This window comes from Bradyrhizobium sp. AS23.2 (assembly GCF_001908185.1).
GTDB lineage: Bacteria > Pseudomonadota > Alphaproteobacteria > Rhizobiales > Xanthobacteraceae > Bradyrhizobium.
This window is the reverse complement of record NZ_LGHM01000079.1, coordinates 15615-29681: the sequence shown is the minus strand read 5'-3', so window position 1 is coordinate 29681 and position 14067 is coordinate 15615. Positions and strand designations below refer to the sequence as shown.

The window sequence follows — 14067 nt, the reverse complement described above, 5'->3', positions numbered from 1 at the left end:
CGAGGCGCAGGACGGGCAGAACGGACGCGGCGGGAAGTAGACATGCGCGCAGGCGTCGCAGCGCTGCAGGCGCAGTTCGCCCGCCTTGGTGCCGTCCCAGAAATGCTGGGTCTCCGGCGTCGGTTTCGGTCGCGCGCGCTGCGGTTCGGCCATGTCGGCAGGTCCTCCCAGAGCCAATTTGCCAAGTGGCAGGCTTCTCGCCCGCCCGTTTCGATCTTGATGCGACAATCGACCATGGCGCGTCAACGGTCCAGCAATGCACATGCATGCCATCATGCGCACAATGCTTGTGTCGAACTGAGGCAGCGCTATAGATTGCGCGCGCCAATATTCCGTGAGACAGACATGCCCGATTTTCAGACACTGGCGAAGCTCGCCGACGACCTCGAAAGCGGCCGCACCACCTCCCGTAAGCTGGTCGAGGCGTGCATCGCCAAGATCGCCGATCCCGCCGGCGAGGGCCAGCGCACCTTCATCCACGTCGACAAGGACGCCGCACTGGCGGCCGCGGATGCGATGGACGGCTTGCGCAAGGCGAAAGCCGCGCCGTCGCGCTATGCCGGTATCCCGATCTCGATCAAGGATCTCTTCGACATCAAGGGCCAGGTGACGCGCGCCGGCTCCCGCGCGCTCGACGACTCTCCGCCGGCCGAGCAGGATGCCGTCACTGTCGCGCGGCTGCGCAAGGCCGGCTTCGTCATGATTGGTCGGACCAACATGACCGAGTTCGCCTATTCCGGCATCGGCATCAATCCGCATTATGGCACGCCGAAGGGCGCCTGGAACCGGGCCGCGGGCCACGTGCCCGGCGGCTCGTCCTCGGGCGCCGCGGTCTCCGTGCTCGACGGGATGGCGCACGGCGCGCTCGGCACCGACACCGGCGGCTCCTGCCGCATCCCGGCCGCCTTCAACGGCATCGTCGGCTACAAGCCGACGCAGCGGCGCGTGCCGCTCGACGGCTCGGTGCCGCTGTCGTTCTCGCTCGACAGCATCGGGCCGCTGGCGCGATCGGTCAGTTGCTGTGCCATACTCGATGCGGTGCTCGCGAATGAGCCGATCGTCCCGCTGAAGCCGCGCCCTGTGAAGGGCATGCGGCTGGCGGTGCCGACCACGATCGCGCTTGACGATCTCGACGCGGCCGTGGCCGAGACGTTCGAGCGTGCGCTGAAGACGCTGGCCGACCACGGCGCGATCATCGAGCGCATCGAGATGGCGGAATTCCACGACATCGGCCCGATGAATGCCAAGGGCGGCTTCGCCGCGGCCGAGAGCTATGCGTGGCATCGCTACCTCATCACGTCCAAGGGCGACGTCTACGATCCCAGAGTCGCCGTGCGCATCATGCGCGGCGAGGCGCAGAGCGCGGCCGACTACATCGATCTCCTCAACGAGCGCCGCTCGCTGATCGCCCGCGTCAACGCGCGGATTGCGCCTTATGACGCGCTGGTTATGCCGACCACGCCCAACACGCCGCCGAAAATCGCCGACCTCGCCGATGACAAGGCATTCGCTCACGAGAACATCCGCGCCTTGCGCAATTGCAGCCTGATCAACATGATCGACGGCTGCGCTATCTCGCTGCCTGCGCATCGCGAGGGCGACGTTCCCGTCGGCCTGATGCTCGCGGGTGCGGGCGGGTCCGATCGCCGTATTTTCGAACTTGCCGCCGGCATGGAGGCCGTGATCCGTGTTTGACCTGAGCTTCACTGTCGATGCCCAGGACGCCACAACGCCGCTGACGCTCGCGATCGATCAGGCCGTCATCGCCGGCTGGACCGGCCGCGATCCCGTCGCGCGCGACAAGCACATCGCCGAGCTCGAGGCCGTCGGCATTGCCCGGCCGGCCTCGACGCCGATCTACTATCGCGCCTCGGCGCGGCGGCTGACCACCGAAGACAGCATCGAGTGCTGCGGCGGCGATTCCAGCGGCGAGGTCGAGTTCGTGCTGATCGGCTGGCAAGGCCGCATCTTCGTCGGCTGCGGCTCCGACCATACCGATCGCAAGGTCGAGGCCTACAACGTCACCGTCTCCAAGCAGATGTGCGACAAGCCGATTGCTTCGACGCTGTGGGAGCTCGAGGATGTAATCGGCCATTGGGATAAGATGATCCTGCGCTCCTACGCCTGGATCAAGGGCGAGCGCGTGCTCTACCAGGAGGGAACGCTGGACGCGATGCTGCCGGTCGACGATCTCATCGCGCGCGGCTTCGGGGGTGGCAAGCTGCCCGACGGCTGCGCCATGTTCGGCGGCACCTTCGCCGCCAAGGGCGGCATCCGCCCCGCCGACCGCTTCGAGTTCGAGCTTGAGGACCCCGTGCTGAAGCGCACGATCAAGCACGGGTATGACGTGGTGACGCTGCCGGTGCTGGGCTAGGTTCCCGCACGGAAATCGGGTGGTTGTAGCCGCCGCGATCTGCGACACCCACCTCCGTCATTCCGGGGCGCGCCCTCTTGGGCGCGAGCCCGGAATCCATCGTGCGGCACAGTCGGTGGATGAATGGATTCCGGGCTCGCGACTTTGTCGCGCCCCGGAATGACGGAAGTGGATTGGATGATCGTTATGGCAATCGCGAAACGTGTTCCCGCTGGTCCCGATTTGGCGACTGATACTACCGGCCACGTCGACGCGCTCGACTGGCCTCAAATCACCAGCGAACTCGACTCCCAAGGCTGCGCCGTCCTGAAGGGCTTGCTCACTCCGGATCAATGCCGCGCCGTCGCCGAACTCTATCCCGACGACGCTAACTTCCGCAGCCGAATCGTCATGGGCCGCCATGGTTTTGGCCGCGGCGAGTACAAATACTTCTCCTATCCGCTGCCCGACCTGATCGCGCAGTTGCGGCCGGCGCTGTACGAGCATCTTCAGGGCATCGCCAATCGCTGGAACGAGGCGATGGGCATCGACATCCGCTATCCCCAAGGGCATGCAGCGTTCCTGAAGCGTTGCCACGAGGCAGGTCAGGGGCGGCCGACGCCACTGCTGCTGCAATACGAGGCCGGCGACTACAATTGCCTGCACCAGGATCTCTACGGCGAGCACGTGTTCCCGCTCCAGGTCGCGATCCTTCTGTCCGAGCCGGGACGCGATTTCACCGGCGGCGAGTTCGTGCTGACCGAGCAGCGCCCGCGCATGCAGTCCCGCGCCGAGGTCGTGCCGCTAACCCAGGGCGACGCGGTCGCCTTCGCTGTGCATCATCGCCCGGTTCAGGGGACACGCGGCACCTACCGCGTTAATCTGCGCCATGGTGTCAGCCGGATCAGGTCCGGCCAGCGCCACACGCTGGGTGTGATCTTTCATGACGCCAAATGAGCTCTGCGATTGACGGGTGATCTGTTCGACACTGCCGCCGAGGCGCAGCCGTCGCGCGAGGACATCGCCGATGGCGCCGTGCTGCTACGCGGCTTCGTCAAGCCGATCGAGAACGACCTGATCGCCGCCGTGCGCGCCATCGTGGCGCAATCGCCGTTCCGCCGCATGACCACACCCGGCGGCTACCAGATGTCGGTGGCGATGACCAATTGCGGCGAGCGCGGCTGGATGACCGATCACACCGGCTATCGCTATGATCCCGTCGATCCGCGATCCGGCGCGCCGTGGCCCGCGATGCCGCCCGTGTTCCGCGACCTGGCCCGGCGCGCGGCGGAGCAGGGCGGTTTCGCCGGCTTCGCGCCCGATGCGTGCCTCGTCAATCGCTACGAGCCCGGCACGCGGCTGTCGCTGCATCAGGACAAGGACGAGCTGGATTTCTCGGCGCCGATCGTCTCGGTCTCGCTCGGACTGCCCGCGACGTTTCTCTTCGGTGGCATGGCGCGAAGCGACAAGCCGCGCCGCTTCCGGCTCGTCCATGGCGATGTCGTGGTCTGGGGAGGCCCGAGCCGGCTTGCCTACCACGGCGTGGCGCCGCTCGCCGACGGCGAGCACGTGCTGCTCGGCCGGAAACGGATCAATCTGACCTTTCGTCAGACGTGGTGACCCTTCTCGTCATTCCGGGATGCGCCGTAAGGCGCAGGCCCGGAATCCATACTCCCGATCATGGTTATGGATTCCGGGTTCGCGCTTTCGCGCGCCCCGGAATGACAAGAACTACGGCTTCGGCGGGTGAATGAACGCCCAGGGGCTGACCTCGGAGTCCCGCGTCACCTCGACCGAGATCAGATACGGCCCGCCATGGGCGAGCGCCTTCTCCATCGCCGCCTTGAACTGATCGGGGGCGGTGACGCGCGCAGCCGCAACGCCGAAGGACTCCGCAAGCTTGACGAAATCCGGATTGACCAGATCGGATGCCACCACGCGGCCGTCGAAGCGTTCGCGCTGGTCGCGGCGGACATTGCCATAGGCATTGTTGTTGAACACCAGCGTCACCACGCCGATGTTGAACTGCACGGCGGTAGCGAGCTCCTGCACGCCGAACATGAAACCGCCGTCGCCGGTGATCGCCACCACCGGCTTGTCGGGGTTCGCCACCTTGGCGCCGAGCGCGGTCGGGAAGCCCGAGCCGAGCGTACCCTGATAGCCCGAGGTGATGAAGGTCCGCGGCTCGTAGATCGGGAAGCCATACCAGGAGGCGAATCCGAACTGCGACAATTCATCTGTCACGATCGCGTTGGCCGGCAGTACCTCACGCAGGATGTTGAGATACGCCATCTGCGGCTGGATGCGTTGGATCTCTTGTTGGGCGACCGCAGTGGCCTCGCGGATCGCGGCGCGGCGACCGACGGTCTTGCTGTAGCCCGTTTTGTTAACGGCGGCGGCGAGATCGGCGGTCGCGGCCTTGGCGTCGGCGATGATAGCGGTGTCCGAATTGAAGCGCCGCATCTCGACCGGATCGATGTCGATGCGGATGCTCTTCAGGCCATCGGGGCGATACGGCCAGCGCGACATGGTCGGCAGCTCCAGCCGCGAGCCGATACCGATCATGAGGTCGGTGTTCGGCCACAGCTTGTACGCAGCCGCCATGGTCAGGCCGAGCTCATGCGCATTGGAGACGATGCCGCGGCCGCTGCGGAAGGCGACGACAGGCGCGTCGATCATCTCGGCGAGCTCGAGGATCTCCGCGCGCGCCTCGATCGCGCCGCTGCCGACGAAGATCATCGGTGCCTTGCTGTTCTTGATGAGCGCGGCCGCTTGCTTGATCATGTCTGGGTCTGGTTGCGGCGCGGGCAACGGCTCCAGGACCTGGGCGGCGGCCGCGTCGGCGCGCTGGGTGAAGACATCCCAGGGCATTTCGACCGACGCGGGGCCGCGACGGCCGGACGTCATCTCCTGGAAGGCGCGCGCTACGACCGTCGGCGCGTTGCCGGGATATTCGATGCGCTCCGCCCATTTCACGTAGGTGCGCAAGGTCGCGAGCTGATCCGGCATCTCGTGGAGATGGCCGCGTCCCTTGCCCAGGAACTGCGTCGGCACCTGGCCCGTGACGCACAGCACCGGCTCGTTGCAGCCGAAGGCGGTGAGCAGCGCTGCGCTGGCGTTGAGTACGCCGGGGCCCGGCACCACGCTGAACACGCCGGGCCTGCCGCTGGAGCGCGCATAGCCGAATGCCATGTAGCCGCAGGCCTGCTCGTGCCGTGCGCCGATGACCTTGAGCTGGGCCTGGCGGAAGGCGTCGAACAGGCCATAGACCTGTGCGCCGGGCAGGCCGAACACGGTGTCGACGCCGTGGGCGACAAGCCCGCTTACGATCGCTTCGCCGCCGGTGAGGGTGGTCATTGCATCATTCCATTTCAATTGTTGCCTTAGGCTTCGTCGACGACGCCGTTACGCAAGCTGCCGATGCCTTCGGCCTCGACCTCGATGACATCGCCCGGCTTCAGGTACCGCGGCGGATCGAACCGCGCACCGGCGCCGGTCGGCGTACCCGTGACGATGATGTCGCCGGGGACGAGTGTTGCGAAGGTCGAGATGTAGCTGATGAGGTAGCGGAACGGGAATATCAACCGGCTGGTCTGGTCATCCTGCCGCAGTTCACCGTTGACATGCGTGGTGAGACGGATGTCGGCGATCTGCGATTCCCTTGTGAAGGGCACGAGCCAAGGTCCGAGGCTGCCGCTGGAATCAAAGTTCTTGCCTTGCGTTACATTGAACTTGGCGTGGCGCAGCCAGTCGCGCACCGAGCCTTCGTTGCAAAGGGTCAGCGCTGCGATGTGATCGAGCGCGGCGCTTTCCGGGATATGCCGGCCGGCCTTGCCGATCACCAGCACGATCTCGCCCTCGTAGTCGAGCTGCACTGATGCGCGCGGGCGCACCAGCGGCGTGTCGTGCCCGACGAAGGAGCGGGGCGAGCGCATGAACATGCTCGGATATTTCGGCGCGTCCTGGCCGTCCTTGTACTCGGCGTTGCGGTCGGGATAATTGACGCCGATGCAGATGATCTTTTCCGGCGCGGGCACCGGCGGCAGCCAGGTGATGTCGCTGATCGCATGATCCGGTGCGCGGCCGGTGGCTTCCTCGGCAAGGGCCGCGAGCTTTCCGGCCGCGATCACCTCGCGCAATGTCGGATAGTCCTTGGCTTGGTGCGCCGAGAGATCGACGATGCCCCCGTCGACGACGGCGCCGTACTTGGTTGCACCCTTGACGGAATAGGTGGCGAGGCGAGGAAGCGTCATCTTCAATCCGCCACCAGCACGTCGGCCACGAATCTCGGCTCGCGCACGGCCTGGCCCATGAACGGCGAGCCCTGCTCGAACCAGGAGCGCGGTGCCGGCGCGCCCCACAATGTCTGGCGGCGCGGATCGCGCAGCGACCAGCGCAGCGGCTCATGGTCGTGATCGCCGGTGAAATAGTCGCTGGTGTAGAGCTCGAGACGGTGTCCATCAGGATCGCGGACATAGAGGAAGAACGCGTTCGAGATGCCGTGGCGTCCGGGGCCGCGCTCGATGTTCTTCAGGAAGCCCGAGGAGGCCATCACGTCGCAGAGATGGATGATGTTCATCGCCGTCGGTGTCCAGTAGGCGAAGTGATGCAGCCGAGGGCCCTTGCCGTTGGTGATGGCGAAGTCGTGGACGTTGCCCTTGCGATGCATCCAGGCCGCCGCGATGCGCCCGTTCGGTCCGTCCTCCTCGGCATATTCGGTGAGACGGAAGCCGAGCCGCGCATAGAAATCGACCGTGTCCTGCACCTCGGCGGCGAAGACATTGAAATGATCGAGCCGCTGCGGGTGGCAGCCCTTGTAGAGGTCGAAGCGGCGCAGCAGATGCGGCCGCCGGTCCATCGACGCATAGAGTTCGATCTGGAAGCCGAAGGGATCGGTGAACTGCAGCGTGCGGCCTTGGAAGGGCTGGTCGACGAAGGCATAGGCGAGGCCGTTCTCGGAGAGAAACACCGCGGCCTTGTCGAGATCCCGGTCGTTGCCGACCTTGAAGCCGAGCCGGGCGCAGGCGGGTGCGGCAGCTTTCCGCAGCACCAGCGAGTGATGCTGATGCTCCTCCGCGGCGCGTAGGTACACGACGTTGTCGTCGGCGTCCTCGACATGCAGGCCGACGGTGGTCTCGTAGAACTCGCGGCTGAGCTTCAGATCGGTGACGTCGAGCACGACGTGGCTCGAGCGGATGATGTTGAAGGGCGGATCGAAGACGTGTTGCGGTACCGGCATTGCGTTTCCCCTCGGGCTTGTCATTCCGGGGCGGCTCGAAGAGCCGAACCCGGAATCCATCGCGCAGCAGTGTTGTTGGCTGAATGGATTCCGGGCTCGCGACTTCGTCGCGCCCCGGAATGACCATTTCCTAAATTCCCAGTTTCTGGATCTTGTGCGTGCCCCGCGCCAGCGAGACATGCTTGGTTTCCATGTAGAAGTCGAACGAATAGTCGCCGCCGTCGCGGCCGATGCCTGAGGCCTTCATGCCACCGAATGGGGTCGGCAGATGGCGGACGTTTTCCGAGTTCAGCCAGATCATGCCGGCCTCCAGCGCGTCGGCAACGCGCAGCGCGCGGCCCATGTCGTTGGTCCAGACATAGCCGGTGAGGCCATAGCGGATGTCGTTGGCGATCTCGACCGCGTCCGCCTCGTCGCGGAACGGCAGCACGGTGAGGAAGGGGCCAAACACCTCTTCCTGCGCCACGCGCATCTTGCCGCTTGCGCCGGTCACCAGCGTCGGCTCGACATAATGTCCGCCGCCCGGCCCGTCATAGGCCTTGCCGCCGACCGCAATGGTCGCGCCGTCCTGGCGCGCGACGTCGAAATAGGAGCAGACCTTTGCCAGATGCCGCTCGTGGATCAGCGGGCCGATCTCGGTCGCGGGATCGAGGGGATGGCCGACCTTCAGCGCCTTCACGCGCGCCGTCAGCTTCTCGATGAATTTCTCTGCGATGTTTTGCTGGATCAGCAGGCGGCTCGAGGACGTGCAGCGCTCGCCGTTGAGCGAGTAGATCATGAACACAACGGCATCGAGCGCGCGGTCGAGATCGGCGTCGTCGAACACGATCACCGGATTCTTGCCGCCCAGTTCGAAATGCACGCGCTTCAGGGTCGGTGCGCCCTGCGTCATGATCGCCGAGCCTGTTGCGCTCTCGCCGACGAAGCCGATCGCCTTGATGGCGGGATGCTCGGTGAGCGCCTTGCCGGCCTCTTCGCCGAATCCATGAACGGTGTTGAGCACACCGTCGGGAACGCCGGCTTCCTTGACGAGCCTCGCGAGAATGGAAGCCGTCACCGGCGACCACTCGGCCGGCTTGTGCACGACGGTGCACCCGGCAGCGAGGGCAGGGGCGATCTTCCAGGTCGAGAGCATGAACGGCGTGTTCCACGGCGTGATCACGCCGACCGGGCCGATCGGAACGCGGGTGGAGATGTTCCAGTGCTCATCGCTCGGCGTGTTGAGGCCGTCGCGCGCTTCAGCGCATTTGTCGGCGAAGAAGCGGAAGTTTTCTGCGGCGCGGATCGCGGCCTTGGCCATGAAGCGATAGGCCTGGCCGGTGTCGATGCATTCGAGCACGGCGATGTCGTCGGCATTGTCCTCGATCGCGTCGGCGACGCGATGCAGCAGCTTGCGCCGCATCACAGGCCCCATGTCGCGCCAGGATTTGAAGGCGAGGCTGGCAGCGGTTGCCGCGGCGTCGATATCCTCGGCATTGCCGCGCGCGACGCTCGCGAGCGTCGCGCCGTCGACGGGCGACTTCGTCTCAAAGGTTTCGCCGGAGATCGAAGGAACGATCTTGCCGTCGATCATGTGGCCGATGCCGTCGGCACGCAGCTTCTTCAACAGCGGCGCAATGCGGTCGCGGTTGGCCTGGAACACATCGGCTTTCGGCGTGGGCTTATCCATGGGCAGCCTCCACTTTCAGGGCATCGTGGATGTTGTTGCGCTTCCAGCTCGTGTCCTTGTCGTTGATCTGCATGTCGAACGACAGGGCGAACTTGCTGGCGGCGAAGACGGGATCGAGATGTTTGGAGAGTGCCTGGAAGACGTGCTCGCCGGCCTTCTTGCGCGTCGGGAGGTCGCGGCCCTCGCCGATGCGCAGCACCATGTCGAGAAAGCCGTAGTCGTGCCGGGCGTCGGCGATCGCATAGTGCTCGCACCTGATAGCGCGGACGCGGATGCCGCCGAGCGGGAAGATCCCGGTCTCGACCGCCGCCATGCGCACCACCTCGCACACCGCGCCGATGTCGAGGCGGCCATCGAGATTGGCCGAATATTCGATCGTGAAATGCGGCATCGCGGTTTCACTCCCTGTCTTTTTGTTCGTCAGGCGAAGTAGCAGCTCACCGAGCCATAGGCGCCATAATCGGCCTGAATTGTGTCGCCCTTGCGGGTCTCGATCGGACGGATGAAGGAGCCGGCGAGCACGACCTGGCCAGGCTCCAGCGCAAGGCCGAGCGGTGCGATCTTGTTGGCAAGCCAGGCTACCGCAGTGGCGGGATGATTGAGCACGCCAGCGGCGAGGCCCGTTTCCTCGAGCTGGCCGTTCCTGAAGCAGAGCGCGCCGATCCAGCGCAGGTCGGCCTCCAAGGGGCGGATCGGCCGACCGCCAAGCACGATGCCGGCATTTGCCGCATTGTCGGCGATGGTGTCGAAGATCTTTCGCGTGGCCTTGGTTTTGGGATCGACGCGTTCGATGCGGGTATCCAAGATTTCCAGCGCCGGCACGACGAAGTCGGTGGCGTTGAGCACGTCGAACATCGTGCAGTCGGGCCCAGCGAGGCGTTTACTCATGATGAAAGCGAGCTCGGCTTCGACGCGGGTGGCGATGAAACGCTCGGTCGGGACCAGCCCGCCGTCGGCGAAGAACATGTCGTCAAGCAGCACGCCGGAATCCGGCTCGTCGATATTGAGCGCGCTCTGCATCGCCTTCGAAGTCAGGCCGATCTTGTGGCCTTTGACGGTGCGCCCCTCAGCGATCTTGACGTCGACCCAGGCCTTCTGAATCGCGTAGGCATCGGCGATGGTGATGTCGGGAAAATCCTGCGAGAGCTGCCGGATCAGCGTGCGGGTCTTCTCCGCCTGGTGCAGACGGTTCGCGCAAGCTTGGATATCCTCGTTGGAAAGCGCCATTTGTGATCTTACAAATCGTGGTGCCCGAAGATACTTAACATGTTAAGTGAATGCGTCAAACACAATTTGGCTTGCTGCACTGCAAACATTCTGCGGTCTGAAAGGGCGTCATGACGAAGAGACCGGCTGATCCCGCGAACGGAAGTGCGCCCGCCGCACGGCAAGTGCCGATGCGCGACTTCTCGCGTTCGCTGCCGATGTCGCTCTTGCGGGCGCGCGAGGCGGTGATGCGGCAGTTTCGTCCGAAGCTGCGCGAGTACGGTCTGACCGAGCAGCAATGGCGCATCCTCCGCGCGCTGGCGGCGATCGAGGCCGCGGAAGTCACGGAACTTGCGCGCACGGCATTTCTCCTCGGACCAAGCCTGTCGCGCATCCTGCGCGATCTCGAGGCGCGCAATTTGATCGAGCGCAAGACCGCGAAGGCCGACCAGCGCCGCAGCATGGTCTCGATCTCGAAAGAGGGGGTGAAGCTGATGGCCTCCATCGCGCCGTCCTCGGAAGCGATCTATGCCGAGATCACGCGACGTTTTGGCGTGCGCAAGCTCGCCGAGTTGCAGGAGATGCTCGGACAATTGGAGTTGTGTCTCGCTTCCGTCGACGCGAGTGACGAGATCACGGATGATGCCTAACGGCAAATTTGCATGATGACTTGATCGTTGCGCATGACTGTCGTCATTGCGTACCGCTTGATCGGCTCGATCGATGCCAAATGCACGAAAGGCCCTATAAGAATAGCCGAGAATAGACCGCCATCGCCGAGGTGTTCGGCCACACGGATTCCTCCCAGGTGGCCGGGGGCGATCAGGTGCTGATTCCGGGCGATCCCGAGCGGAAAACCCGGGCCGAACGCACCGGGAACGGCATCCCCTTGCCGGATCACACCCGGGCGGCGATAGTGAACACCGCCCGAGAGGTCGGCGTCAGTGAAGTCAGCATCCAGAGGGCGACTGCATAGCTCTTGCGTCATTGCGAGCGTAGCGCGGCGACCCAGTTGGCGGTAACAGCGGGGTCGTGCTGTCGCGGCGCTCGGCGCGGCAGCGAGGGTCCAAACAACAAAGAAGGAAGGCAACGTGGCGAACAAGGTCAAGGAAATCTGGAAGTCGGGCAAGGCCGTGGTCAACGCGTGGCTCGCGATTCCCTCGGGCTTCTCGGCCGAGATGGTCGCGCAATGCGGCTTCGACAGCGTCACGGTCGACATGCAGCATGGCGTGCAGGACTATCTGTCGATGGTGCAGTGCTTCCAGGCCATGGACAAGCATCCGGTGACCCCGATGGTCCGCGTGCCCTGGAATGAGCCCGGCATCATCGGCAAGGTGCTCGATGGCGGCGCCTACGGCGTGATCTGCCCGATGGTCAACACGCCGCAGGAAGCCAGGAACCTCGTCTCCTATTCCAAGTATCCGCCGAAGGGCGTGCGCTCCAACGGCCCGATCCGCGCCGGTATGTACGGCACCGCGGGCTCCTACCAGAAGACGGCCAACGACGAGATCGTGCTGCTGCCGATGATGGAGACCAGGACCGCGGTCGAGAACATGGAAGCGATTCTCGACGTCGAGGGCATCGATGGCGTCTATATCGGCCCGTCCGATCTCGGCTTCTCCTACGGCCTCGAGCCCAAGCTCGATCGCAGCGAGCCCGAAATCCTAGCGATCTACGAGAAGATCATCAAGGAGTGCGGCAAGCGCGGCCTCAACCCGGGCATCCATTGCAGCGGCGCCGAAGGCGCGGCGCGCGCCATCAACATGGGCTTTAAGCTGGTGACGCTGTCGAACGAAGTCGGCCTGATGGCGACCTACGCCAAGATGCAGGTCAACCAGACCCGCAAGGATTCGGCCGGAAAGGCATAAGCGCTCGTGTCCCGGGCGTGGTGCGGCGCCATAAGCGCGTTCACGCGCGTCTTTGACGCGCTATGGTGCCGCTCCGCAGAGCTGGAACCCGGTTGCTAGCGAAACAGACGACGAGACACATGGGCCCCGGCTCAGCAGCGCACCGCTTCGCGCTGCGCTGCATCCGGGGCACGATAGTTTGAAGACCCAAGGAGGCCTCCCATGACCATCAGCCCCGTCATTCGCCTGCATCCCGATGATGGCGTGCTGATCGCGCGCGCGAGCCTGCCGCCGGGAACGGTGGTCGCCGACGGCGTAACGACGGTCGATCGCATTCCCTCCGGTCACAAGGTCGCGATCAAGCCGATCGCCGTGGGCGAGCCGGTGAAGCGCTACGGCCAGATCATCGGCTTTGCGACAGTGCCGATCGCGCCGGGCCAGCACGTGCACACGCAGAACTGCGGCATGGGCGACTTCTCCAAGGATTATGCCTATTGCGCCGACGTCAAGCCGACGCCGAACTTCGACCTGCCGGCGACCTTCGAGGGCATCCGTCGCCCGGACGGCCGCGTCGCCACCCGCAACTATATCGGCATCCTCACCTCGGTGAATTGCAGCGCGCATGTAGCTAGCCTCGTCGCCGACGTCTTCAAGAAGAATCCGTTCACCGGCGACAATCCGCTGGCCGAATTCCCCAATGTCGACGGCGTGGTCGCGCTGACCCACAAGACCGGCTGCGGCATGACGCAGAACGAGCCGCTCGCGCTGCTCCGACGCACGCTCGGCGGCTATGCGCGGCACGTCAATTTCTCGCATGTCATCGTGCTCGGTCTCGGCTGTGAGGTGAACCAGATCGGAGGCCTCATGGAGGAGCAGAAGCTCGCCGGCCGCCTGCGCGCGATGGACATCCAGGAGGTCGGCGGCACCCGCAAGACGGTTGAGGCGGGTGTTGCCTTCGTGCGCGAGGCGCTGGCGGACGCGAACAAGGTCAAGCGTGAATCCGTGCCGGCGAGCGAACTGACGGTCGCGCTGCAATGCGGCGGCTCGGACGGCTATTCCGGCGTGTCCGCCAATCCGGCGCTCGGTGCTGCCAGCGACCTCATCGTGCGTCACGGCGGCACCGTGATCCTGTCGGAGACGCCGGAGACCTATGGTGCCGAGCATCTGCTGACGCGCCGCGCCGTCAGCCGCGAGGTCGGCGAGAAGCTCGTCGATCTCATGCGCTGGTGGGAGGAATATACCGAGCGCGAAGGCGCCGAGATGAACGCCAATCCGAGTCCCGGCAACAAGGCCGGCGGCCTCACCACCATCCTGGAAAAGTCGCTCGGTGCGATGGCGAAGGCCGGCACCACCAATCTCGTCGACGTGCTGCGCTACGCCGAGCCGGTGACGAAGCGCGGCTTCGTGTTCATGGACACGCCCGGCTACGATCCGGTCGCCGCGACCGGCCAGGTCGCCGGCGGCGCCAACCTCGTCTGCTTCACCACGGGCCGCGGCAGCGTGTTCGGCTGCAAGCCGGCGCCGTCGATCAAGCTCGCCACCAACACGCCCATGTACAAGCGCATGGAAGACGACATGGACGTCAATTGCGGCACCATCCTCGAAGGCGAGGAGAGCGTCGAGCAGTGCGGCCAGCGCATCTTCGATCTGATCCTGAAGACGGCCTCCGGCCAGCCGACCAAGAGCGAGAGCTTCGATTTCGGCGGCGCGGAGTTCGCGCCCTGGGTGCTCGGCGCGACGATGTAATGGCGCG

14 protein-coding genes and 1 pseudogene are annotated in these 14067 nt (G+C 65.0%); 8 read left to right on the top strand and 7 right to left on the bottom strand.

Going from position 1 to position 14067, the window contains the following annotated elements; translation table 11 throughout:
* The coding region (locus tag AC630_RS17645) for a Zn-ribbon domain-containing OB-fold protein (RefSeq protein WP_245330431.1) at positions 1–153 on the bottom strand (153 nt) is incomplete at its 3' end.
* Between the two features lie 192 nt (positions 154–345).
* On the opposite strand from AC630_RS17645, the gene AC630_RS17640 reads away from it, so the two are divergent.
* The 4 genes from AC630_RS17640 (at position 346) to alkB (ending at position 3973) form a co-directional block, all read left to right on the top strand.
* The gene (locus AC630_RS17640) at positions 346–1695 is read left to right on the top strand and encodes an amidase (RefSeq protein ID WP_074119766.1); all 1350 of its coding nucleotides are present in this window, start codon (positions 346–348) and stop codon (positions 1693–1695) included.
* On the top strand, positions 1688–2374 hold the full coding sequence (locus AC630_RS17635) for a DUF2848 domain-containing protein (protein ID WP_074119765.1): 687 nt from the start codon (positions 1688–1690) through the stop codon (positions 2372–2374). Before AC630_RS17640 ends, AC630_RS17635 begins: the two co-directional genes overlap by 8 nt.
* A gap of 186 nt (positions 2375–2560) precedes the next feature.
* A complete protein-coding gene (locus AC630_RS17630; protein ID WP_074119768.1) occupies positions 2561–3310 on the top strand; it encodes a 2OG-Fe(II) oxygenase in 750 nt (249 codons plus the stop codon).
* A gap of 9 nt (positions 3311–3319) precedes the next feature.
* The gene (gene alkB / locus AC630_RS17625; protein WP_074119764.1) at positions 3320–3973 is read left to right on the top strand and encodes a DNA oxidative demethylase AlkB; all 654 of its coding nucleotides are present in this window, start codon (positions 3320–3322) and stop codon (positions 3971–3973) included.
* Positions 3974–4084: 111 nt separating this feature from the next.
* Here alkB and AC630_RS17620 read toward each other — a convergent pair whose 3' ends face one another.
* From AC630_RS17620 to hpaH, 6 genes are all read right to left on the bottom strand, one after another.
* Positions 4085–5710, bottom strand: a complete 1626-nt coding sequence (locus tag AC630_RS17620; protein WP_074119763.1) for a thiamine pyrophosphate-dependent enzyme — start codon at positions 5708–5710, stop codon at positions 4085–4087.
* A 26-nt stretch (positions 5711–5736) separates the two neighbouring features.
* Entirely contained in the window at positions 5737–6606 is an 870-nt protein-coding gene (locus AC630_RS17615) for a fumarylacetoacetate hydrolase family protein (RefSeq protein WP_074119762.1), read from the bottom strand.
* Positions 6607–6608: 2 nt separating this feature from the next.
* Entirely contained in the window at positions 6609–7592 is a 984-nt protein-coding gene (hpaD, locus tag AC630_RS17610; RefSeq protein WP_074119761.1) for a 3,4-dihydroxyphenylacetate 2,3-dioxygenase, read from the bottom strand.
* A gap of 130 nt (positions 7593–7722) precedes the next feature.
* Positions 7723–9261, bottom strand: a complete 1539-nt coding sequence (hpaE, locus tag AC630_RS17605) for a 5-carboxymethyl-2-hydroxymuconate semialdehyde dehydrogenase (RefSeq protein WP_074119760.1) — start codon at positions 9259–9261, stop codon at positions 7723–7725.
* Positions 9254–9652, bottom strand: coding sequence for a 5-carboxymethyl-2-hydroxymuconate Delta-isomerase (locus AC630_RS17600; RefSeq protein ID WP_074119759.1), 399 nt, complete (start codon positions 9650–9652; stop codon positions 9254–9256). The genes hpaE and AC630_RS17600 overlap by 8 nt, the downstream gene beginning before the upstream one ends.
* A gap of 29 nt (positions 9653–9681) precedes the next feature.
* Complete coding sequence (gene hpaH, locus AC630_RS17595; protein WP_074119758.1) at positions 9682–10488, bottom strand: 2-oxo-hept-4-ene-1,7-dioate hydratase; 807 nt, start codon at positions 10486–10488, stop codon at positions 9682–9684.
* A 110-nt stretch (positions 10489–10598) separates the two neighbouring features.
* On the opposite strand from hpaH, the gene hpaR reads away from it, so the two are divergent.
* From hpaR to AC630_RS17575, 4 genes and pseudogenes are all read left to right on the top strand, one after another.
* Complete coding sequence (gene hpaR, locus AC630_RS17590; RefSeq protein WP_074119757.1) at positions 10599–11117, top strand: homoprotocatechuate degradation operon regulator HpaR; 519 nt, start codon at positions 10599–10601, stop codon at positions 11115–11117.
* A gap of 161 nt (positions 11118–11278) precedes the next feature.
* A pseudogene (locus AC630_RS47045) lies at positions 11279–11443 on the top strand (malate dehydrogenase); the annotation flags it as partial.
* 115 nt (positions 11444–11558) lie between these two features.
* A complete protein-coding gene (locus AC630_RS17580) occupies positions 11559–12335 on the top strand; it encodes an HpcH/HpaI aldolase family protein (protein WP_074119756.1) in 777 nt (258 codons plus the stop codon).
* A 201-nt stretch (positions 12336–12536) separates the two neighbouring features.
* The gene (locus AC630_RS17575) at positions 12537–14060 is read left to right on the top strand and encodes a UxaA family hydrolase (protein ID WP_074119755.1); all 1524 of its coding nucleotides are present in this window, start codon (positions 12537–12539) and stop codon (positions 14058–14060) included.
* Positions 14061–14067 lie beyond the last annotated feature (7 nt).

Excerpts from the sequence above, each read along its gene's own strand:
- AC630_RS17630 (WP_074119768.1), top strand. The coding sequence starts at position 2,561 with ATGGCAATCGCGAAACGTGTTCCCGCTGGTCCCGATTTGGCGACTGAT.
- AC630_RS17615 (WP_074119762.1), bottom strand. The coding sequence starts at position 6,606 with ATGACGCTTCCTCGCCTCGCCACCTATTCCGTCAAGGGTGCAACCAAG.
- AC630_RS17620 (WP_074119763.1), bottom strand. The coding sequence starts at position 5,710 with ATGACCACCCTCACCGGCGGCGAAGCGATCGTAAGCGGGCTTGTCGCC.
- hpaR (WP_074119757.1), top strand. The coding sequence starts at position 10,599 with ATGACGAAGAGACCGGCTGATCCCGCGAACGGAAGTGCGCCCGCCGCA.
- hpaE (WP_074119760.1), bottom strand. The coding sequence starts at position 9,261 with ATGGATAAGCCCACGCCGAAAGCCGATGTGTTCCAGGCCAACCGCGAC.
- AC630_RS17575 (WP_074119755.1), top strand. The coding sequence starts at position 12,537 with ATGACCATCAGCCCCGTCATTCGCCTGCATCCCGATGATGGCGTGCTG.
- AC630_RS17640 (WP_074119766.1), top strand. The coding sequence starts at position 346 with ATGCCCGATTTTCAGACACTGGCGAAGCTCGCCGACGACCTCGAAAGC.
- hpaH (WP_074119758.1), bottom strand. The coding sequence starts at position 10,488 with ATGGCGCTTTCCAACGAGGATATCCAAGCTTGCGCGAACCGTCTGCAC.
- AC630_RS17600 (WP_074119759.1), bottom strand. The coding sequence starts at position 9,652 with ATGCCGCATTTCACGATCGAATATTCGGCCAATCTCGATGGCCGCCTC.
- hpaD (WP_074119761.1), bottom strand. The coding sequence starts at position 7,592 with ATGCCGGTACCGCAACACGTCTTCGATCCGCCCTTCAACATCATCCGC.